Source organism: Bordetella genomosp. 1 (assembly GCF_002261335.1).
In the GTDB taxonomy this organism is placed as follows: domain Bacteria; phylum Pseudomonadota; class Gammaproteobacteria; order Burkholderiales; family Burkholderiaceae_B; genus Bordetella.
On sequence record NZ_NEVL01000001.1, the window covers coordinates 149,415 to 170,064 of the forward strand.

The following is a 20,650-nucleotide window of genomic DNA, read 5'->3' on the forward strand; positions in this document are numbered from 1 at the left end:
TCGCAGCCCGCGGCGCCGCCAGGCCCCCGTGTCTCGATGAGGCCGGGGGCCTTGTCTTTGGTGGCGCGCCGGCGCGACAGGCCGGGCTGCCCTTGCGCGGGCCGCGCAAACAAAAAACCCCAGGCGCGTACCTGGGGTTTTTTGTTTGGGCGAACGCGATCAGGGCCGCGACGGGCACTCTTCGATGGTGCCCCAGGCGCGGTTGGGCGCGCAGTATTTGTTGCGGGCGTTCCATGAGCAGCTCGGGCGGTCGAAGAAGCCCTGCTTGGCGCATTCGGCCAGCTCGGCGCGCAGCTGCCCTTGCCAGGCCGCGGCACCCGGGCGATTGGGCATCGAGACCGGCGGGTTCTGCAGCGCGACGGGCGGATTCTGCTGCACCTGGTTGCCGCTGGACGGAATCTGCGGCACCGGGATGGAGAGCGGATTCTGCGACTGCACGTCGAGCGTGGTGACATCGGACGGGCCGGTGGGCAGGGGCACGTCGGAGTTGGCCGCGATCTCGCGGGCCCGATCCATCGAGATGGAGTCGCGCGAGATCTGGACGTTGGGATTGCTGTTGGTGTCGAACAGCGACACCGTGTTCACCTGCCACTCGCGCGCACCGGCTTGATCCGGCACGCCGAGCGTGCCGTCGACGCGGGGCTGCGGCGGCTGGGCGGTGTAGGGCCTGCCGTTGGCATCGAGCACGGGCTGCGAGCCGTCTTCATCCTGCCCAGGAGCAGGCGCGGCCACGGGGGCATGCGCCACCAGCCAATCGCCGAATTGAATGCCGCCCCAGGCGGCTGCGCCCAGAGCGATCAGAAGCGTTGCGAACAAAAAACGCCAGGACATTGCTACCCTCTTCCTTCACGTACGACCGGGTCAGGCCTTGTCTCCGAAAACCTTGCCGCCGTGCTCGCGCATGGCGTGGAATTTCACATCCGGATACAGCTCTTCGGCGACCCGCAGTTGCGCGGGCGACCCAATCAGGAATGCCGCGGCATCGACCACATCATAGGCGATGTGGGCAGCGTTGGCATCCATGAACTTGCGCAGCGCACGGGGATCCTCGGAGGTGATCCAGCGCGCCATCGTGTAGCGCGAAGGCATCATGCGCGCCTCCACGCCGTATTCGGTTTTGAGCCGATGCGCCACCACTTCGAACTGCAGCTGGCCGACCGCGCCGAGCAGCAGCGAGCCGCCGGCGGCTTCGGGACGGAACACCTGGATGGCGCCCTCCTCGCCGAGCTGGGTCAGGCCCACGCGCAGCTGTTTGGTGCGCAACGGATCTTTGACTTCGACCGCCTGGAACAGTTCCGGCGCGAAGAACGGCAGGCCGGTGAAGTGCAGGCTCTCGCCTTCGGTGAGCACGTCGCCGAGTTGCAGCACGCCGTGGTTCGGAATCCCGATCACGTCGCCGGCATAGGCCTCGTCGAGCAGCTCGCGGCGTTGCGACAGGAACGACACCACGTTGTTGGGCCGCATTTCCTTGTTGGTGCGGGCCACCTTCAGGCGCATGCCGCGCTCGAAGCGGCCCGAGCTCACGCGCACGAACGCGACGCGGTCGCGGTGGGCGGGGTCCATGTTGGCCTGCACCTTGAACACCACGCCGGTGAACTTGGGTTCTTCCGGCTTGACCTCGCGTTCGAGCGCGGCGCGCGCGCCCGGGGGCGGCGCCATCTCGACCAGGGCGTCGAGCACTTCCTGGACGCCGAAGTTGTTGATGGCCGAGCCGAAGAACACCGGCGTCTGCTGGCCCGCGAGGAACGCCTCGTGGTCGAAGGCGGGCGCGGCTTCGGTGATCAGCTCGATCTCGCCCGAGGCCTGTTCGAAGGCCTGGCCGAAGCGCTCGGCGATGGCCGGGTTGCCCAGGCCTTCGATGAATTCGTCGTCGTCGCCGCGGCGCTCCTGGCCGGCGCGGAACAGGCGCATGCGGTCGCGGCGAATGTCGAACACGCCGCCGAACGCCTTGCCCATGCCCACGGGCCACGAGAACGGCACCGCGTCCATGCCGAGGTGCGATTCGATTTCCGACAGCAGCTCGAGCGGCTCCCGCACCTCGCGGTCCATCTTGTTGATGAACGTGATGATGGGCGTGTTGCGCGCGCGGCAGACCTGCAGCAGACGGATGGTCTGCGGCTCCACGCCGTTGGCCGCGTCGATCACCATCAGCGCCGCGTCGACCGCGGTGAGCACCCGATAGGTGTCTTCGGAGAAGTCCTGGTGACCCGGGGTGTCGAGCAGGTTGATGACGCAGTCGCGATACTCCATCTGCATCACCGACGAGGCCACCGAGATGCCACGCTGCTTTTCGATCTCCATCCAGTCGGACGAGGCATGGCGGGAGGCCTTGCGTGCCTTCACGCTGCCGGCGATCTGGATCGCGCCTGCGAACAGCAGGAGCTTTTCGGTAAGCGTGGTCTTGCCCGCGTCGGGGTGGGAGACGATGGCGAACGTGCGTCGCCGCGCGACTTCTTGGGGAATGTTCATGGTCGGTGGATTGTACAGAGGCGCTCTGTGCGCCCCTCACGGCAACTCAGCTCAGGAATGGCGGCGGAACGAAGCAAGAAACACACCCGCCACGATGAACAGCGAGCCGAACACGCGATTCATCCAGCGGATGTGGCGCGCTTCGCGCAGCAGGCGCAGCACCTTGGCCGCCAGCAGCGTGTACACGCCCATGGCCACCAGATCGGTGAAGGCCAGCGTGCCGGCCAGCGCCGCATACTGCGCGGTGAGCGGCTGGCCCGGGTCGACGAACTGCGGCACCACGGCCAGCAGGAACACCGTGCCCTTGGGATTCATCGTGTTGATCAGGAAGCCCCGCAACACCAGCTCGCGGATCGAGGCGCGCTTGGGATCGCCCGCATCGACGGCCACCGGGGCGGCGTCGGTGCGGATCTGGCGCCAGCCCAGATAGATCAGGTAGGCCACACCGAGATACTTGACGACGGTGAACGCCAGCTCCGACGTGGCCAGCACCGCGCCCAGGCCCACCGCCACCACCAGGAACTGGAACAGGATGCCGGCGATCAGGCCGGCCGTGTTCCAGTAGCCGCGGGCGAAGCCGTACTTCAGCCCGGACGACATGGCCGAGATGGCGCCCGCGCCGGGCGAAAACGAGATCGCCCAGGAGGCGACAAAAAAGGTCAGCCAGGTGGATAGCGTCATGTGGGACTCGGGACTGGGTGTGGGGTCGGGGCTGCGATATTACTTGCCCAGCAACACGCCGCGGCCGGGGCCACGGTTGTTGCCGCCACCGCGCGGCGCATCGCTGCGCGCGCCGGCCGGACGGGCGCGGGCGGCATCGCCACCTTGCCCGTGGCGCGGCGCCGCGGCGCGGCCGCCATCGCGGGGAGCGTCATGGCGGCGATCGCCACCCTGGCCCGCCGGACGGGCCGCGGGCTTGCCCTGACCCTGGCCCTGGCCCTGACGGGCCTGGCCTGCCGGGCGCCCTTCGCCGCGCGGCGCGCTCGAACGCTGGCCACGGCCGGCGTCGCGGCCACCGCGGCCACCGCCCGGTCGGCCACGGCCAAAGCCGCGCTCTTCGTCTTCGTCGTCGCGCTCGCGTTCGGCCGACACGCCCACGGGCGGGGTCCAGTCGGGCACGGTCTTGCGTTCGATGGTCTTCTTGATGAGGCGCTCGATGGCCTTGAGCAGCTTCACTTCGCTCTCGTCGACCAGCGACACGGCGGCGCCGGTCGCGCCGGCACGGCCGGTGCGGCCGATGCGGTGCACGTAGTCTTCCGGCACGTTGGGCAGTTCGAAGTTCACGACCTGCGGCAGCTGGTCGATGTCCAGGCCGCGGGCGGCGATGTCGGTGGCCACCAGCACGGTGACCGTGCTGTCCTTGAAGCCGGCCAGCGCGCGGGTGCGGGCCGACTGGCTCTTGTTGCCGTGGATCGCGGCGGCGGTCAGGCCGTCCTTGACCAGCTTTTCGGCCAGGCGGTTGGCGCCGTGCTTGGTGCGGGTGAACACCAGCACCTGGTGCCAGCCGCTTTCGCGGATCAGATGGCTGACCAGGTCGCGCTTGTGGTGCTGGGCGACCATGTGCACGGTCTGGGTCACCAGCTCGGTGGCGGTGTTGCGCGGCGTGACCGAGACTTCGCCCGGATTGCGCAGCACGCCGTGGGCGAGCTGGCGGATCTCATCGGAGAACGTGGCCGAGAACAGCAGGTTCTGGCGTTGCTTGGGCAACAGCGCGAGCACCTTGCGGATGTCGCGGATGAAGCCCATGTCGAGCATGCGGTCGGCTTCGTCCAGCACCAGGATCTCGACGCCGGACAGGTCGACGGTCTTTTGACCGGCATGGTCCAGCAGGCGGCCGGGGGTGGCCACCAGGATGTCGAGATTCTTGCGCAGGGCCGAGATCTGCGGATTGATGTTCACGCCGCCGAACATGACCATCGAGGTCAGGCCGGTGTGCTTGCCATAGACCTGCACCGATTCGGCCACCTGGGCGGTCAGCTCGCGGGTGGGCGTCAGGATCAGGCAGCGCGGGCGGCCGGGCTTGCGCAGCGCCGGCTTGCTGTTCGAGAGCAGGTGCAGGATGGGCAGCGTGAAGCCGGCGGTCTTGCCGGTGCCGGTCTGGGCGGCGGCGAGCAGGTCGCCGCCTTGCAGCACCAGCGGGATCGCCTGGGCCTGAATGGGCGTGGGGGCGGTATAGCCGGTATCGGCGATCGCGCGCAAAAGCGAATCAGCCAGCCCGAGGTCGGCGAAAGTGGAAGAGGTAGTCAAAAACAACTCCAGCGGCAGCCTGTCGCTCAAGTTGAGTGACTCCAATCCAGGCAACGTGTGAGGAGATAAAAGGAGGATCCGGCCTGTGCCGGACGGGGCGGCGGGGCGCCCCGAATGACGTGTGCCGATTGGCACTGCACACGGGGTCGAATTGTAGCCGAAGCCCGGGCACGCGCCACGGCGGCGGCGCCACATTTGTAACCATGCAAGACCGGAAGGCATGATCCGGCGCGCCACGGTGCGGCAATTGGGGGCCGACGCCACGGCGGCCATGCCGCCGTGGCGGTCGGGTCCGCGCGATACCGAAGGTAACCAGCGCCGTTTGCGGGGGCCGCGGCGGCAGGTGAGAATCCCGCGCAGCCGGCGTGACCCGTGTGCGCCGCCGACCCCGCTCTTGCCCGAGGATGCTCTCTTGTCTCGTACGCTGGCACGTCGCGCCTGGTGCGCATCGCTGTTCCTGGCCGGCGCCGCCTGCGCGGCCGCGCCCGTCATGGCCGCGGCGGCCGCCGCCGCACATTCCGCCGCGCAGCCGGCGCACGTCGTGGTCGACACCGGCCACACGCCCAAGCGGCCCGGCGCGACCGGCGCGAGCGGCCGGGTCGAATACCTCTACAACCTGGACCTCACCAACGCGATCGCCCGGGAGCTCACCCTGCGCGGCGTGCGCGTCTCGCGCGTGGCGGCCGACGGCAAGGAGATCGCCCTGACCGAGCGCGCGACCCGCGTGCCCGGTGCGGACTTCTTCCTGTCCGTCCATCACGACTCGATGCAGCAGCACTACATCGACGCCGGGCGGCAGCGCGAGTTCGCCGGTTTTGCGATCTTCGTGTCGACCCGGAACCCGCGCTACGAGGAGAGCCTGCGTTGCGCGCGGGCGATCGGCGAGCAGTTGCTGGCGGCCGGGGAAAAGCCGTCTGAATACCACGCGGAGCCGATCGAGGGCGAGAACCGTCCGTTCGTCGATCGGCGGCTTGGCATCCACCGTTACGACGGCCTGGCCGTGTTGCGCACCGCGCCGATGGCGGCGGTGCTGGTGGAGGCGGGTGTGATCGTCAACCCCGACGAGGAAGCGCGGTTGGCCCGGCCGGACACCATCGAGACGCTGGCCGGCGCGGTCGCGCAAGGCGCGGCGGCCTGCCAGGCCTCCTGAACGCGGCGGCCGTGCCGCGATGCCGTGCCGTCGCCGGGACCATCGCGGCCATCGCCCGCCTCGTGTCCGCGGCCGGCCGCGCTGGTCAGGCCTCGACCTCCAGACCTTCCTGCGACATGGCCTGCAGCTTGGGCATGAGCCCGAGCAGATGCTGGCTGTAGGGATGCTGGGGCGACTCGAACAGCGTTTCGGTGTCGGCCACCTCCAGCAGTTCCCCGTGGCGCATCACGCCGACGCGATCGCACATCTGCCGGATCACCGGCAGGTCGTGGCTGATGAACAGCATGGTCAGGCGCAACTGCTCCTGCAGGTCCTTGAGCAGGTTCAGGATCTGCGCCTGGATCGACACGTCGAGTGCCGAGGTCGGCTCGTCGCAGATCAAAAAGCGCGGCCGCGTGGCGAGCGCGCGGGCGATGCAGATGCGCTGGCGCTGGCCGCCCGAGAACTCGTGCGGATAGCGCAGCGCGGCCTGCGCGCCCAGCCCCACCACGTCGAGCAGGTCGGCCACGATGCGGCGCGCCTCGGCTTCGCTGGCGGCCAGCCTGTGGAAGCGGATCGGCTCGGCCACGATGTCCAGCACCCGCATGCGCGGATTCAGCGATGAATACGGATCCTGGAACACCATCTGGATCTGGCGCCGGAAGGCGTTGAGCTTGCGCTCGTCCTTCAGGCCGGTGAGTTCGGTGCCGGCAAAGCGCACCGTGCCTGACGTGGGCGTGTACAGGCCGCTGATGAGCCGCGCCACCGTGGACTTGCCCGAACCCGATTCGCCCACGAGGCCGAACACTTCGCCCTCGCCGATGGCCAGGTCGAGATGCTTGACCGCATCGAGCGAGCGCCGGTTGCGCGGCAGCAGGGCCTGGCGCAGCAAGAAGCGCATGCCGAGATCCTGCACCTGCACCAGCGGGCCGTCGTGCGGCTGGCCGAAGTCGCGCCGCTGGCCGAGCCAGTGCGTGGCCAGGTCGATCTCCACGCGGGCATGGCGCACGTCCTCGATGTAGGTCACCAGCGGGAAGCGGCGCAGCTTCACGTCGGGCCGGGGCACGGCCGAGATCAGGCTGCGCGTGTAGGGGTGATCGGGATTGCCCAGGATCTTGCGCGTGGGGCCCTGCTCCACCAGCTTGCCGCGATACAGCACGGCCACGCGGTCGGTGATGTCGGCGATCACGCCCATGTCGTGGGTGATGATGATCATGCCGACCTGCTTCTTCTTGCAGAGCTTGCGCAGCAGGTCGAGGATCTGCGCCTGGATCGACACGTCGAGCGCGGTGGTGGGCTCGTCGGCGATGATGACCTCGGGCTCGCAGCACAGCGCGAGCGCGATCACCACGCGTTGGCGCATGCCGCCCGAGAACTGGTGCGGATACTGTTGCACGCGCAACTCGGGCTGGTCGATGCCGACCTGCGTCAGCAGGTCCACCGCGCGGGCGCGGGCCTGCTCGTGGGTCAGGTCCAGGTGCACGCGCATCGTCTCGACCAGCTGGCTCTCCACCGTCTGCAGCGGATCGAGCGAGGTCAGCGGGTCCTGGAAGATCATGCCGATGCGGCGGCCGCGCACCTTGCGCTGTTCGGCCGGCTTGAGCGCGTCGATGCGGCGTCCGTCGAGGTTTACCTCGCCGGCGGTGAGGCGCCCGGGCGCCTCGAGCAGCCCGATCACCGCGTTGCCGATGGTGGACTTGCCCGCGCCGGACTCGCCCACGACGCCGAGGATCTCTCCTTTTTCCAGCGCGAGCGAGACGTCGTCGATCGCCACCAGCGTGCCGCGGCGGCTGGGGAATTCGATGCGGATGTGGTCGATGTTGAGCAGAGCCATGCGCGTTCCTGCTGCGTCAGCGCAGTTTGGGGTTGAGCGCGTCGCGCAGCCAGTCACCGAGCAGGTTGACCGACAGCACCAGCGCCACCAGGGCGATGCCCGGGAAGATCGAGATCCACCACATGCCCGAGAACAGATAGCTGTTGCCGATGCGGATCAGCGTGCCCAGCGAGGGCGCCGTGGGCGGCACGCCCACGCCGAGAAACGACAGCGTCGCCTCCGTGATGATGGCCACCGCGAGGTGGATGGTGGCGATTACCAGCACCGGGCCCATCACGTTGGGCAGGATGTGGCGGCGCAGGATCGTGAACGGGCGGATGCCGATCAGGCGCGCCGCCTGCACGTATTCCTTGTTGCGCTCGACCAGGGTCGAGCCGCGCACGGTGCGCGCGTACTGCACCCAGCCGGAGATGCCGATGGCGAAGATCAGCACGTAGAGCGCGAGCTGGTCATGCATGTCGCGCGGCAGCAGGCCGCGCGCCACGCCATCGATCAGCAGCGCCACCAGGATGGCCGGGAACGACAGCTGCACGTCGGCCACGCGCATGATGAAGCTGTCGACGCGGCCGCCGGCGTAGCCGCTGATGAGCCCGAGCGTCACGCCCAGCACCATCGAGAACAGCACGGAGGCGAAGCCCACCAGCAGCGACACGCGCGCGCCGTAGAGGATGGCCGACAGGATGTCGCGGCCCTGGTCGTCGGTGCCGAGCAGGAAGGCGGCGCTCCCTTCCTCGGCCCAGGCCGGCGGCGTGTTGGCGTCCATGATGTTGAGCGACGCGAGGTCGAACGGGTTGTGCGGCGCGATGAGGGGCGCGCATACGGCGCCCAGCACGATCAGCAGGGTGACGCTGGCCGAGATCACGGCGCCGGGCGAGCGCTTGAAGCTGTGCCAGAGGTCGCTGTCGGCGGCGCGCGCCAGCCACGAACTCAGGCGCGAAGGGGCGGCGATGGGAGTGGTCATGGCGTGTCCTTATTTGCTTTGCACGCGCAGCCGCGGATCGACGGCGAAGTACAACAGGTCGACGATCAGATTGATCACCACGAAGAAGAACGCGATCAGCACCAGGTAGGCGGCCATGACCGGAATGTCGACCATGCTGATCGCCTGGATGAACAGCAGCCCCATGCCGGGCCACTGGAACACCGTCTCGGTGATGATGGCGAAGGCGATGATGGAGCCCAGCTGCAGGCCGGTGATGGTGATCACCGGCACCATGGTGTTTTTCAGCGCGTGGCGCACGTTGATGAGGCGTTCGGGCAGGCCGCGCGCGCGGCAGAACTTGATGAAATCGGTGCGCAGCACCTCCAGCATCTCGGCCCGCACCAGGCGCATGATGAGCGTCATCTGGAACAGGGCCAGCGTGATCGCCGGCAGGATCAGCGCGGCGAGTCCCGACGGCGTCAACAGCCCGGTCGTCCACCAGCCCAGCGACAGCACCTCGCCGCGGCCGAAGCTCGGCAGCCAGCGCAGCTGCACGCCGAACACCAGGATCAGCAGGATGCCGATCAGGAAGGTGGGCAGCGAGATGCCCGCGAGCGACAGCGCCATGAAGGCCTTGGACAGCACGCCATGGCGTCGCAGCGCGGTGTAGATGCCCATCGGAATGCCGAAGGCCAGCGCCATCAGCGCCGACACGAACGAGAGCTCGAGCGTGGCGGGCAGGCGCTCTTCGATCAGGTCGGACACCGGCCGCCGGTGGCGATAGGAGATGCCGAAGTCGCCCTGCGCTGCGTTGGCGACGAAGCGGGCGTACTGCACCACGAAGGGATCGTTCAGCCCGAGCTGCTGGCGCAACTCCGCGCGCTGCGCGTCGGTGGTGTCCTGGCCGACCATGCTGGCGATCGGGTCACCCACGTAGCGGAACATCGAGAAGGCGATCAACGCGACCGCCAGCATGACCAACAGCGACTGGAACAGGCGCCGCGCAATGAAACCTAGCATCTATCGGGCCCTGGAAAGAAGAGACGGCGGTCCGCGGCGCGGCGCCGCGGACCCTTACCCTGCGTGCCGCCTTACGGCATCACGACGCTGCGCAGGTCCAGCACGTCGTCGGGACGCTGGGTCACCTGCACGCCTTCCTTCACGCCCCAGGACATCGGCTGCTGGTGCAGCGGCAGATAGCCGAAGTCCTTGCGCACGATCTCGAAGGCTTCCTTGATCATGGCATTGCGCTTGGTCTGGTCGGTTTCGGCGCCGATCTTGCGGGTGAGTTCGTCGACCTGCTTGTTGCAGTAGCCGCCGAGGTTGAACTGCCCCGCGGCCGACTTCGCGTCGCGGCAGGCGGCGAGGTTGAGCAGCGCGTTGTGCGCGTCGCTCGAGCTCGGCGTCCAGCCCAGCATGTACATGCTGGTCTGGTTGCCCGCCTGCAGCAGGATCTTGCCGAAGTACTTCGACTTGGTCTGGGCCAGCAGATTGATCTTGATGCCCACGCGCGCCAGCATGCCGGCGACCGCCTGGCACACCTTTTCGTCGTTGACGTAGCGATCGTTCGGGCAGTCGAGCGTGACGGTGAAGCCCTTGGGATAGCCCGCCTCCGCCAGCAGTTTCTTGGCGCGGTCGACGTCGGGCTTGAACGGCGCACCGTAGGAGTCGTCGTAGCCGTTGATGGCGGTGGCGACCAGCGAGCCGAGCGGCTTGGCGGCGCCGCGCATGATCTTGTCGTTGATGGCCTTGGTGTCGACCGCGAGCACCACGGCCTCGCGCACCTTCGCATCCTTGAAGGGGTTCTTGCCCTTGACGTCGGAGAACAGCAGCTCGTCGCGGTCCTGGTCCATGCCGATGAAGATCGCGCGCGCCTCGGGCGCGGTGAGCGGCTTCACGCCCTTGGCGTCTTCGAGCCGCTTCCAGTCCTGGACCGGCACCGGCTGCACCACGTCCATCTCGCCGGAGATCAGCGCGGCCACGCGCGTCGCTTCCTGCGCGATGGGCTGGAAGATGACCTCGGTGACGTTGGTCTTGATGTCCTTGTTCCAGTAGCCGTCGAAGCGCTTGAGCGTGGTCTTCACGTCGGGCTGGCGTTCGCCCAGCACGAACGGGCCGGTGCCGTTGGCGTGCAGGTTGGCGTAGTTGCCCTGGTTGTCGCCCTTCACGTTGGTGGCTTCGGTGGTCTTGTTTTTCTCGGACCATGATTTGCTCATGATGTAGAGAAAGGTCCACTCGCGCGGCAGGATCGGGTTGGGCGTGGGCGTGGTGACTTCGATGGTGTGGTCGTCGATCTTGCGGATGTCCGACGCCTTCGCGCCGTAGCCCTTCATGTCGGAGCCCGGCGTGAGGCTGCGCTTCCACGAGAAGATCACGTCGTCGGCCGTGAACGGCGAGCCGTCGTGGAACTTGACGTTTTTGCGCAGCTTGAAGATCCACTTGGTGGGCTCGGGATTCTCCCAGCTCTCGGCCAGCATGGGCGTGAGCTTGAGGTTGCCGTCGTAGCCGGCCAGCGTCTCGTAGATGTTGCCCTGGAACCCCAGCGTGAAGGTTTCGTTGAGGGCCATCGGATCCATCGACGTGGCGTCGCCCTGGTATGACCAGCGCAGCGTCTTGGCCTCGACCTGGAATGCCAGGCCGGTGCAGGCACACAGCGCCAGGGCCATGGCCGTTCGCTTCATGTTCGGTTTGATACGCATAGCCCTCGTACTCCGTGATGCCGCGGCGGCGCGGCTGGATTGGCAGAGCCCGGCCTGCGCACGTGCGCGGCCGGGGTATGGCGTACAGCTAGGGAACGGGGAAGAAAGACGACAAGACAGGGAGGAAGACGGCCGCGCGTGCGAGACGGGACCGTGGGGCGTGCATGGGCGCTGCGCAGGACTTCGACGACACGATGTACCCAACCCCTTGAATGACGAAGGATCCCTTGTCCTCGTCGTGTAGGCGCATCTTATCGATGCGCTCGTTTAAGCGTCAATCGTTTTGGATTGGGGTTATCACTGGGTATTCGCGCTGCTTTCGCTCGCGTTTTCGTTCGCGCTTTCGCGCGACAGGACGCATGCGAGGGCCGCCACGCATTGCTTGCGGCGCTCGTCGTCTTCGTGTCCTTGCGCGAGCGCCGACCACTCGGGTCGTCCGCGCGCTTCCTTGAGCGGTGCGGGCAGCGGGCCCTTGCGCCAGGCGTCGTCGCTGGCGGCGTCGAGCCGCATGGGTTCGCGCGCGGCGTGGCCGCGCCGTTCGAGGCCGCCGATGAGCTGGCGCGCGCGCAGCGCAAGCAGGCGCAGCACGGCATCGTCGACGCTGAGCTCGCGATAGCCGCGCAGCTTGCCGGCCAGGCGCCGGCCATAGCGTTCCACGCCCTGCCACAGGCCACCCGCCGCCGCGCCGATCAACATGCCGGTGCCCAGGCTCAGGCCCGCGGACAGCAGGTCGACGGCGGCGCCCGCCATCGCGCCGGCGGCCGCACCCATGCCCACCTGCACGCCCATGTGCTTGAGGGCCTGCGGATGAAACAGATCCATGCCGAAACGTTCGCCGGCGAGCGGCAGGTCCTGCGCGCGATAGTCGTCGGGGCGGAAGTTGTAGAGCGCCAGCAGCGCCGTCACGCAGGCCTGCTCGCGTTCGCGCACGCGGTCGCGCAACTGGGCGGCCGTGGCCGCGAGCGCGGCCTCGTCGTTGGCGCTGCTCAGGCGCAGCGCCGCCACGTCGACCAGCAGTTCCGCGGCCAGGCGCAGCGCCGTGTCGTGGCGCGCCTGGCGGTCCTGCGCCAACTGGCGCGCCAGCCCCTGCAACACCGCCGCGTGGCCGTCGAGCAGGATGGCGAGCCGCGCGTAGAGCTGCTGTTCGCCGTCGAGCGGTGGCGCGATGGTGTCGAACTCCAGCACGGCGTGCAGGCCGAGCCGCGCCATCGCCTCGCGCCAGGCCGCGGCGCGGTGTGCCGGCGCATTCACGAAATTCAGCACCGGCAACAGCGGCCGGCCGCAGGCGGCCAGCAGCGCGAGCTCGTCGCGGTGCTTGGCCAGCACCGGATCGCGCGCGTCGATCACATAGAGCGCGGCGTCGCAATCCAGCAGCTTGGCCAGCACGCGCGCCTCCTGCTCGAAGCGGCCGTGCGCCTCGGGCGAATCGAGAAAGCGGCGGATGCGCGCCGGGCCGTCGAGCCGCTCGCCCGGCGCGTCGAGCTGCTCGGCGTATTCGAGCAACGCGATGCTGTCCTCCATGCCCGGCGTGTCGAACCATTCCAGCGTGCCGCCCTGGGCGATCGACAGGCGTGCACCCTCGACGTGGCGGGTCGTGCCCGGCTGGTCGGCCACCTCGCCGAAGCGCGGGTCGCGTGTCAGCGTGCGCAGCAGCGAGGTCTTGCCGGTGTTGGTGTGGCCGACGACCGCGATGCGCAGGGGCTCAGCCATGGCCGGTCTCCAGCCAGCGCAGGGCCGCGCCGGTGTGTTCGTAGAGCGATGCGCCCGACAGGCCCGCGGCCTCCAGGCGTGACTGCCAAAGCGCGCGGCGCGTGGCGCTGGCCGCGCCGTCGGTTGCGGGCGCAACCAGCAGCACGCGCGTCTGTGCCGCCTGCGCCGACAGGCTCGACAGCAAGGCGAGCGTGCCGCGGTCCGGCGTCTGGCGCGCGTCGCAGGCGAGCAGCAGGCGCGGCACCGGCGACGCCGCGAGCGCGTCCAGCAGCGCGTTGCGCTGCTCGCGCGTGTCGAGGTTGCCGGCCACGAAGACCTCGGCCTGTTCGGCGAGTGCGGGCGGCCACGGCAGGTCGTCGGGCAGCTCGAGCGCGGCCAGCACGGGGCGCTGGCCCAGGTCGGGCAGCGATTGCCGTTCGGTGACGCGCGGTGCGTGCAGCGGATCCGCCGGGCGGTCGATGCCGGTGTGCTCGGCGGGGGGCTGCAGGCGGTCGCGCAGCGCGGCATAACCGGGCAGGCTGGTGTCGATGTGCACGGCACGCGCGCGGCGCAGGCACATGAACAGGCACCAGGCGGCGGCGACGAGACGCGGCAGCACGCCCCAGCACACCACCATGCCGATCAGCCACAGTGACCACTGCACCTGCGCGACGGCCGGCAGCGCGGTGCTGCCGTCGCTGGCGGCGACGAAGGCCGCGTCGGGCAGCGCAAAGCCGAGCCGCGCCGGCAGCCAGCCCAGGAGCGTCGTGAGCTGCACGAAGCTTTGCGGATCCAGCAGCGTGGTGGCCCAGACGAAGCGGTAGCTCTGCGTCGACAGAATGGTGAGCAGCGTGGCCAGCGCGGCCAGCAGCGCCGCCAGCCAGAGCAGATGGCTGACCGCGCCGAACAGCCAGCGCAGCACGCCGGCGCGGCCCAGCAGATTGAGCAGCGCCTGCGGGATCAGCGCGGCGTCGGGGCCGCGCGCCACCTTGCGGGTGGCCCACAGCCAGAACCTGCCGAGCCCGGTCGCGCCCTTGGGCAGCGGCAGCAGCATGCCGGCCAGCCACAGCAGGAACATCAGGGCGTGCACGCCGAGCAGCGCGCCCAGGGCCCAGAGTATGTTGACGGGTCGGGTGCCGTCGCCCAACGCGCCGACGGCCGTGGCGGCGCCGGCGCCCAGCACCAGCAGGGTGAGGACCAGGAAGGCCATGGTGGCGGCCTGGCGCCAGCGTGCCAGCAGCGTGTCCAGCCCTTCGCGCCGGCCCAGCAGCGCCGCGCGCAGCAGGATGCGATCGGGCAGCGTGGGGGCCTTGCGCGCCAGCCTGACGGCGCTGCCGTCTTCGAGCGGACCCCAGTGTTCCTCGCGCAGGCGGATGGCCTCGGCCAGCCAGTAGGCGCCGAGCGCGGGCCGCGCGGTGGGCGTGGCGGCGCGTGCCGCGGGATCAGCCGGCACGGGACGGGGCGTCCGCCGGGGCGCCTGCCGGGGCGCCCGCCGGGCCGAACCAGCCGGCCATGCGGTCGCGCGCCTGGCGCTTGACCTCGTCGTTGATCGTGAAGGCCACGGTGGCCAGCGCCGCCGTCATCACGCTCAGGTCGTCGGTGTAGCCCACGAGGGGCGCGAGGTCGGGGATCGCGTCCAGGGGCAGGATGAAGTAGCCCAGGGCGCCGTAGATCACGCGGCGGGCCCATTTGGGCGTGTCGGGGTTCTGCAGCGCATAGTAGAGCCACAGCGACTTTTCGAGCGCCTGGCGGCCTGCCGCCGTGGCGTGGCCGCCGAGCTTGCGCCAGAAGCGCCGCTCGGACCAGGCCTTTTCGTAGATTGCGTCCAATGCCATATCGTCTCCCGGGGTGTCTGGCCGCGACCGTCGGATCGCGCCGGGGGGATGGATCATTGTATAGGGCGCGCCGGCCTCAGGCGCCGGTGGCGTGGCGGCGGTACTGGCCCGGCGTCACGCCCACGCTGTGGCGGAATGCGCGGCTCAGGTGGCTCGCGTTGCCGAAGCCCGCCGCCTGCGCAACGCCGGCCAGGTCGGGGCCGCCGGGCTGGCCGAGCAGCGCGCGCGCCCGGGCGATGCGGCGCTGGTGCACCCAGGCGTGCGGGCTGGTGCCGAACGACACCGTGAACATGCGGGCGAAATGGTAGGTGGAGAGCGCGGCCTCGCGCGCCAGGTCCGGCAGCGTGAGCGGGGCGTCCAGGTGCGCCTCGATGTGATCGCGCACGCGCCGCCGCACCGCCGGCGCCAGCCCGCCGCGCAGGGGCGCATTGGCGCGCGCGGTATGGGGCAGCAGGTGGTGCAGCACCTGCTCGGCGGCGCTGCTGGCCGCGAGCCGGTCGGCCGGCGCGCTCCAGTCGTGGTGCAGCAGCACGCCGCAGGCCTGAGCCAGCTCGGGCGCGTCGATGTAGGTGCGGTCGCGCAGCTCGATCGTGCGCGGGTCGCGATCGAGGCGCAGCACCGCCTCGCTGGCGAGCCGTTCGGGCGCGATGTAGAGGTGCAGGAAGTGCACCCTGTCGTTCATGTTCCAGCACGAATAGTGTTCGGACGGCAGCACGCAGAACTTGCCGGCGCCGCCGAAGCCGGGCCCGCCCACGCGGAACGACTTTTCGCCGCCGTGCAGGTAGAGCGACACCGTGTGGTGGCCGGGCGATTCGTAGGCGATCACCTCATGCCCGTCGCGGTTCCAGATCGCGGCCGCGAGGCCGTCGCCCAGGCCGCTGGCGCGGGTGAGCCTGGCGCCCGCCTGGCGCGAGAGCGTGCCGAACACCTTGAAGCGCGTCAGGGCGTCGGCGTCGGCGGTCGGGAAGGCGGGCGTGGACATGATGTGGCTATGCTAGCCCTTCGCGCGCAACCAAGTGTTGGTCCGAGGTCGCGCCGACCGAAAAAGCGCAAGATTCGGCATTTTCGGGCCGGCCGGCGGGCGCAGACTGGGCGCCTCTCCTTTCCCGCCCGATGCCATGAATGCCGCCCTCTACCTGTCGACCGTGCTGATCTGGGGCACGACCTGGATCGCGATCAAGCTGCAACTGGGGATCGTGGCGATCCCGGTGTCGGTGTTCTACCGCTTTGCCCTGGCCGGCCTGCTGCTGTGGGCACTGCTGGCCGTCACCCGCAAGCTCCAGCCGCTCGACCGGCGCGGCCACCTGCTCTGCCTGGGCCAGGGGCTGTGCCTGTTCTGCCTCAACTTCCTGTGCTTCTACACCGCCACCCAATGGATACCCAGCGGGCTCATCTCGGTGGTGTTCTCGGCCGCCACGATCTGGAACGCGATCAATGCGCGCATCTGGTTCGGCACGCCGATCTCGCCGCGCGTGGTGCTGGGCGGCGCGTTTGGCCTGGCCGGCCTGCTGCTGCTGTTCTGGCCCGAGCTGGCGGCACGCGAGGCGAGCCACGAGACCTGGCTGGGCCTGGGCCTCGCCCTGCTGGGCACCCTCTGCTTTTCCACCGGCAACATGCTGTCGAGCGCGCAGCAGCGCATCGGTATCCGGCCGCTCACCGGCAACGCGTACGGCATGCTTTACGGCGCGGGCCTGCTGCTGGCGGGCTGCATCGCCAGCGGCCAGCCGTTCGCGTTCGACACGTCGGGCGCCTACGTGGGCGCCCTGCTGTACCTGTCGGTGATCGGCTCGGTGGTGGGCTTCACGGCCTACCTGACCCTGGTGGGTCGCATGGGCCCGGCGCGCGCGGCCTACTGCACGGTGTTGTTCCCGGTGGTGGCGCTGTCGATCTCCAGCGTGGTCGAGGACTACCACTGGACGGCGACCAGCCTGGCCGGCCTGGCGCTGGTGATGAGCGGCAACGTGCTGGTGTTCGCGCGCCTGCCGCGGCGGCGCCTGCAGGCGGCCTGATTCGCGCGGTGCGCGCTGCATGCGTTGCGCCGCAAGCGCCGCGCAAATGAAGAAGGCCTGGCTGCATGCGCAACCAGGCCTTCAAATCTTGGCTCCCCGAGCTGGGCTCGAACCAGCGACCTGCGGATTAACAGTCCGTCGCTCTACCGACTGAGCTATCGGGGAACAGGTAGAGGGGCGCAATTATGCACGAATTTTTGAATTTGTGCAGAATGCGTTGCAACGGGCGTGTGAGCTGCGCAAAATCTGCGCAGAATCGCGCTTTTCAGACGATGCGCTCGCGCGCAGGGGCCCAGTGGCGCCGGGAGACCGACCGGCGCGAGGCCCGACCGTGATGCGCTACGCAGGCCCCGGGGGCAGGATCGGCAAGGGCCCGCTCAGGCAGGCGCTGCCGTCTTCACGGGCACCAGGCGCCCGTCGGGCCCGATCTCGTGGCACACGCTGGACGTGCCCAACACGCGCCGCCCTTCGTCGGTGAGGTGCAGGCGTTTGACCACGATCAGGGCCCCCTCGGGTGACACGATCTCTTCGTGGGAGACCAGCGGCGGCATGGGTGGGCGTTCGGTGGGTCGAGTCATGGGCGGTACCTTTCGTGGATGTAGTGGTTGACCCCATCACATAGCGCCATGATGGCTTGATAGGCGCCAGGTTCGTCGAACAGCCCTCTGAGGTCGGAATCAAAATACACCACCGCGATAGGAAGGTGTCCAGGTCCGTCCCCTATCGGCACGGCGAGGGCCGAGTAGCGACCGGGCAACCGCTCCCGTGCCTGCGTGGCGGTGTAGCCCCAGGTCACCACCAGCTCACGACGGTGTTCCTCATCCGAACCCGCGGCGCTCGAAAGCAGATGAGGCTGGTTGGTTCGCACTGCAGCGCCCGTGAGGCCGGTACTGACGGAAAACGTTCTGCCCGCCCCGTTGCGGTTGCCGCCCACGTAGTTCACGACCTGCTCGATGTGCGTGGGCGCTTCGAGCGGCGGCACGACGCGATGAAACGTCACGCGCAGATGCTGCGAGACGCGTCCGGGCGCGATGCCGCATGCCTGGGCGGTGGCGGCATGGAGCACATGCATCGCCGCACGAATGCCATCGAGTGCGCGGTCTGGCGTTTCATCGTTGTCACTGCGTAGGGCCAGGAAGACTTTGAAGACGCAAGCCAGAATCATCCAAAAGGAAACGAACATCGCGCCTTGCAACCACCATCCCGGATGCTCGGTGTCGGTCCACAGGCGGATGGCGCCCAGCGTGGCCAGGATGGCGGGCGGCAACCCGGTCAGGACTTCGACGCACCACCGTCTGCGCCATGCCGGCGCGGGCGTGATGCCAGGGATGGGTTCGTGCTTCATGGGCGCGGGTCTGCGATCGTGGCCGACCTGTCAGGAAGGATCAACGACTTGATAGCAGTTGCGCAAAGCGATGGGCAAGACCGGGTGGCACAGGATTGCCACGGTGTGCGGGCGGGTTCAACCCGGGGAGCGAAGGAAGCGCCGATGCCCGGCCGCAGCGCATGAGCCTGCGGCGGCGGTGGGAAACGAAAAAGGCCGGTCACGAGGGAGCCGGCCTGTATCGCTGAATCTGATGGTGCCGGTGAAAGGAATCGAACCCTCGACCTTCTCATTACAAGTGAGCTGCTCTACCAACTGAGCTACACCGGCACGCCGTTCGCGGCGCCGGGTGGCGGCGCGAAGGGGTTGTATTGTACGTAAAGATGCGCGGGCTTTGCGCCCGCGCGGCTCATTTGACGATGGTGAGGTGGGGCCGCTTGGCCTCACCGCCCTCGTCGCCCTCGGCGGGCGCGGCGCCTTCGGGCGCCGGAGGTTCGTCGGCCACGGCTTCGCCCTCTTCGCGCACCGGCGGCTCGTAGGGCTGCACTTCGAAGCCCATGCCCGCGCCGGTTTCGCGCGCGTAGATGGCGCTGACGGCGCCGATCGGCACCAGCACGTTTTCGGTCACGCCGCTGAAGCGGGCCTGGAATTCGACGAATTCATTGCCCAGCAACAGCTTGTTGGTGGCCAGCGTGCCGATATTGAGCGTGATCTGACCGTCGTGCACGTGGGCCATCGGCACCATCGTGTGTTCATCGACCTGCACGGTGATGTACGGCGTGTAGCCGTTGTCGGTGCACCACTCGTGCAGGGCGCGGATCAGATACGGTTTGGTCGAGGTCTCGCCCATTTCCCTGCCTTAGCGACGCATGACTTTTTCGGAGGGCGTGAGCGCCTCGATGTAGGCCGGGCGCGAGAAGATGCGTTCGGCGTACTTCTGCAGCGGCGCGGCGTTCTTGGGCAGTTCGATGCCGTAGTGATCCAGGCGCCACAGCAGCGGGGCCACGGCCACGTCGAGCATCGAGAACTCTTCGCCGAGCATGTACTTGTTTTTGAGCAGCAGCGGGGCGAGCTGGGCCAGGCGGTCGCGGATGGCCTGGCGGGCCAGCACCATCTTCTTGTCGTCCGGCTTGGCGCTGCGGTCTTCGAGCGTCGAGACGTGCACGAACAGCTCTTTCTCGAAGTTGTACAGGAACAGGCGGGTGCGCGCGCGCATGACCGGATCGGCCGGCATCAGCTGCGGGTGCGGGAAGCGCTCGTCGATGTACTCGTTGATGATGTTCGACTCATACAGGATGAGGTCGCGCTCGACCAGGATGGGCACCTGGCCGTAGGGGTTCATCACCGCGATATCTTCCGGCTTGTTGTACAGGTCGATGTCGCGAATCTCGAAATCCATGCCCTTTTCGAACAGCACGAAGCGGCAGCGTTGCGAAAACGGGCAGGTGGTTCCGGAGTAGAGCACCATCATGGCGATAAGTCCTTCGTATTGAAATGCGAAAGGCCAGCGCTGCCTCGAGGGCGGGCGCTGGCCCCGGTTGCCAGGCGACGACAGGGGTGTAGCTTGCCGGTTTCGTCCGGCCTAATTAGGGACGGACGATGCTGGCCGGGCGTTGCGGTTTATAGGTCAGCGTACATGTTTCCAGTAGGCGGCGTTCAGGCGCCAGGCGACGACCAGGAACAGCCCCAGGAAGATCAACACGCCCACGCCGAGCTGGATGCGGAACCGCTGGACCGGCTCGGCCATCCAGGCCATGAACGCGGTCAGGTCGGCCACGTCGCGGTCGTAAGCGGTGGATTGCGCGGGGTTCAGGGCCTTGAAACGGGCCTCCGGCTTCTCGCTGCGCCCCGGGGCGGCGGTGGTGGATTCGGTCTTCGTACTGGAAAAACCTTGAGCATCATACAACGTCGTGGTCTTTTCCCATCCCTCTTTGCCGTCCGAACCCTCGGTTTTGTGGTAGCTGACGCGGGTCAGCTCGCGCGGACCCTGGCGTTCCCAGAGGGCGTGCGGCATGCCGACGCTGGGGAAAACCAGGTTGTTCCAGCCCGTTTTGGTGCTGGTGTCGCGGTAGAAGGTGCGCAGATAGGTGTAGATGTAATCGGCGCCGCTGGGGCCGGCGTTGACCGACTTGGCCCGCGCGATCACGGACAGGTCGGGCGGCATGGTTCCGAACCACTTCTTGGCGTCCGCCGGCGTCATGGCGACCTTCATCAGGTCGCCCACCTTCTCGCCCGTGAACAGCAGATTGTCGAGGATCTGCTTGTCGGTCAGGCCGATCTCCTGGAGCTTGTTGTAGCGCATCGACTGCGCGCTGTGACAGTTCAGGCAGTAGTTCACGAACAGCTTGGCGCCGTTCTGCAGCGACGCCAGGTCATTGACCTGGTTGGGCGCGCGGTCGAGGGGGAAGCCGCCCTCTGCGGCGTAGGGGGCGGTGCACGTGAGCATCAGGGCCACGGCGCCGATCAGCTTTTTGATCATGGTCGTTCCGTTTG

General features: G+C 68.4%; 19 protein-coding genes and 2 tRNA genes. 2 read left to right on the forward strand and 19 right to left on the reverse strand.

The window, feature by feature from the left end:
• Positions 1-159 precede the first annotated feature (159 nt).
• From CEG14_RS00660 to CEG14_RS00675, 4 genes are read right to left on the reverse strand one after another with little or no spacing between them, the layout of a single operon-like run.
• The gene (locus tag CEG14_RS00660; RefSeq protein WP_094824432.1) at positions 160-831 is read right to left on the reverse strand and encodes a hypothetical protein; all 672 of its coding nucleotides are present in this window, start codon (positions 829-831) and stop codon (positions 160-162) included.
• Between the two features lie 30 nt (positions 832-861).
• The gene (locus tag CEG14_RS00665; RefSeq protein ID WP_094824433.1) at positions 862-2,469 is read right to left on the reverse strand and encodes a peptide chain release factor 3; all 1,608 of its coding nucleotides are present in this window, start codon (positions 2,467-2,469) and stop codon (positions 862-864) included.
• A 51-nt stretch (positions 2,470-2,520) separates the two neighbouring features.
• The gene (locus CEG14_RS00670; protein WP_094824434.1) at positions 2,521-3,150 is read right to left on the reverse strand and encodes a LysE family translocator; all 630 of its coding nucleotides are present in this window, start codon (positions 3,148-3,150) and stop codon (positions 2,521-2,523) included.
• Between the two features lie 39 nt (positions 3,151-3,189).
• Positions 3,190-4,716, reverse strand: coding sequence for a DEAD/DEAH box helicase (locus tag CEG14_RS00675; protein WP_179280519.1), 1,527 nt, complete (start codon positions 4,714-4,716; stop codon positions 3,190-3,192).
• A 490-nt stretch (positions 4,717-5,206) separates the two neighbouring features.
• On the opposite strand from CEG14_RS00675, the gene CEG14_RS00680 reads away from it, so the two are divergent.
• Positions 5,207-5,866: an N-acetylmuramoyl-L-alanine amidase family protein gene (locus CEG14_RS00680; RefSeq protein WP_094825234.1), complete on the forward strand. Its 660-nt coding sequence runs from the start codon at positions 5,207-5,209 to the stop codon at positions 5,864-5,866.
• Between the two features lie 85 nt (positions 5,867-5,951).
• Here CEG14_RS00680 and CEG14_RS00685 read toward each other — a convergent pair whose 3' ends face one another.
• The 8 genes from CEG14_RS00685 to CEG14_RS00720 form a co-directional block, all read right to left on the reverse strand.
• Positions 5,952-7,679 (reverse strand): dipeptide ABC transporter ATP-binding protein, encoded by a 1,728-nt coding sequence (locus CEG14_RS00685; RefSeq protein WP_094824436.1) that lies wholly within the window; start codon positions 7,677-7,679, stop codon positions 5,952-5,954.
• Positions 7,680-7,695: 16 nt separating this feature from the next.
• The gene (locus CEG14_RS00690) at positions 7,696-8,640 is read right to left on the reverse strand and encodes an ABC transporter permease (protein ID WP_094824437.1); all 945 of its coding nucleotides are present in this window, start codon (positions 8,638-8,640) and stop codon (positions 7,696-7,698) included.
• 9 nt (positions 8,641-8,649) lie between these two features.
• Positions 8,650-9,621, reverse strand: a complete 972-nt coding sequence (locus CEG14_RS00695) for an ABC transporter permease (protein ID WP_094824438.1) — start codon at positions 9,619-9,621, stop codon at positions 8,650-8,652.
• 71 nt (positions 9,622-9,692) lie between these two features.
• The gene (locus CEG14_RS00700) at positions 9,693-11,282 is read right to left on the reverse strand and encodes an ABC transporter substrate-binding protein (RefSeq protein ID WP_373454157.1); all 1,590 of its coding nucleotides are present in this window, start codon (positions 11,280-11,282) and stop codon (positions 9,693-9,695) included.
• A 315-nt stretch (positions 11,283-11,597) separates the two neighbouring features.
• The gene (locus tag CEG14_RS00705; protein ID WP_094824440.1) at positions 11,598-13,010 is read right to left on the reverse strand and encodes a GTPase/DUF3482 domain-containing protein; all 1,413 of its coding nucleotides are present in this window, start codon (positions 13,008-13,010) and stop codon (positions 11,598-11,600) included.
• Positions 13,003-14,442, reverse strand: coding sequence for a DUF2868 domain-containing protein (locus CEG14_RS00710; protein WP_094824441.1), 1,440 nt, complete (start codon positions 14,440-14,442; stop codon positions 13,003-13,005). Before CEG14_RS00710 ends, CEG14_RS00705 begins: the two co-directional genes overlap by 8 nt.
• Positions 14,432-14,824: a YkvA family protein gene (locus tag CEG14_RS00715; RefSeq protein WP_094824442.1), complete on the reverse strand. Its 393-nt coding sequence runs from the start codon at positions 14,822-14,824 to the stop codon at positions 14,432-14,434. Before CEG14_RS00715 ends, CEG14_RS00710 begins: the two co-directional genes overlap by 11 nt.
• A 76-nt stretch (positions 14,825-14,900) precedes the next feature.
• Positions 14,901-15,806 carry an AraC family transcriptional regulator gene (locus CEG14_RS00720; RefSeq protein ID WP_094824443.1) on the reverse strand — a complete coding sequence of 302 codons (906 nt, stop codon included), beginning with the start codon at positions 15,804-15,806 and terminating at the stop codon, positions 14,901-14,903.
• A gap of 136 nt (positions 15,807-15,942) precedes the next feature.
• On the opposite strand from CEG14_RS00720, the gene CEG14_RS00725 reads away from it, so the two are divergent.
• Entirely contained in the window at positions 15,943-16,833 is an 891-nt protein-coding gene (locus CEG14_RS00725; RefSeq protein ID WP_094824444.1) for a DMT family transporter, read from the forward strand.
• Positions 16,834-16,922: 89 nt separating this feature from the next.
• Here the strand turns inward: CEG14_RS00725 and CEG14_RS00730 are convergent.
• The 7 genes from CEG14_RS00730 to CEG14_RS00755 form a co-directional block, all read right to left on the reverse strand.
• Positions 16,923-16,998 (reverse strand) — tRNA-Asn (locus CEG14_RS00730).
• 212 nt (positions 16,999-17,210) lie between these two features.
• Positions 17,211-17,411, reverse strand: a complete 201-nt coding sequence (locus CEG14_RS25605) for a hypothetical protein (RefSeq protein WP_141243269.1) — start codon at positions 17,409-17,411, stop codon at positions 17,211-17,213.
• Positions 17,408-18,178: a hypothetical protein gene (locus CEG14_RS00735; protein ID WP_094824445.1), complete on the reverse strand. Its 771-nt coding sequence runs from the start codon at positions 18,176-18,178 to the stop codon at positions 17,408-17,410. The genes CEG14_RS25605 and CEG14_RS00735 overlap by 4 nt, the downstream gene beginning before the upstream one ends.
• Positions 18,179-18,411: 233 nt before the next feature.
• Positions 18,412-18,487 (reverse strand) — tRNA-Thr (locus tag CEG14_RS00740).
• Positions 18,488-18,566: 79 nt separating this feature from the next.
• On the reverse strand, positions 18,567-19,007 hold the full coding sequence (locus tag CEG14_RS00745) for a ClpXP protease specificity-enhancing factor (protein WP_094824446.1): 441 nt from the start codon (positions 19,005-19,007) through the stop codon (positions 18,567-18,569).
• 9 nt (positions 19,008-19,016) lie between these two features.
• On the reverse strand, positions 19,017-19,628 hold the full coding sequence (locus CEG14_RS00750) for a glutathione S-transferase N-terminal domain-containing protein (RefSeq protein WP_094824447.1): 612 nt from the start codon (positions 19,626-19,628) through the stop codon (positions 19,017-19,019).
• A 156-nt stretch (positions 19,629-19,784) separates the two neighbouring features.
• Positions 19,785-20,636 (reverse strand): cytochrome c1, encoded by an 852-nt coding sequence (locus CEG14_RS00755; protein WP_094824448.1) that lies wholly within the window; start codon positions 20,634-20,636, stop codon positions 19,785-19,787.
• Positions 20,637-20,650: the final 14 nt, after the last annotated feature.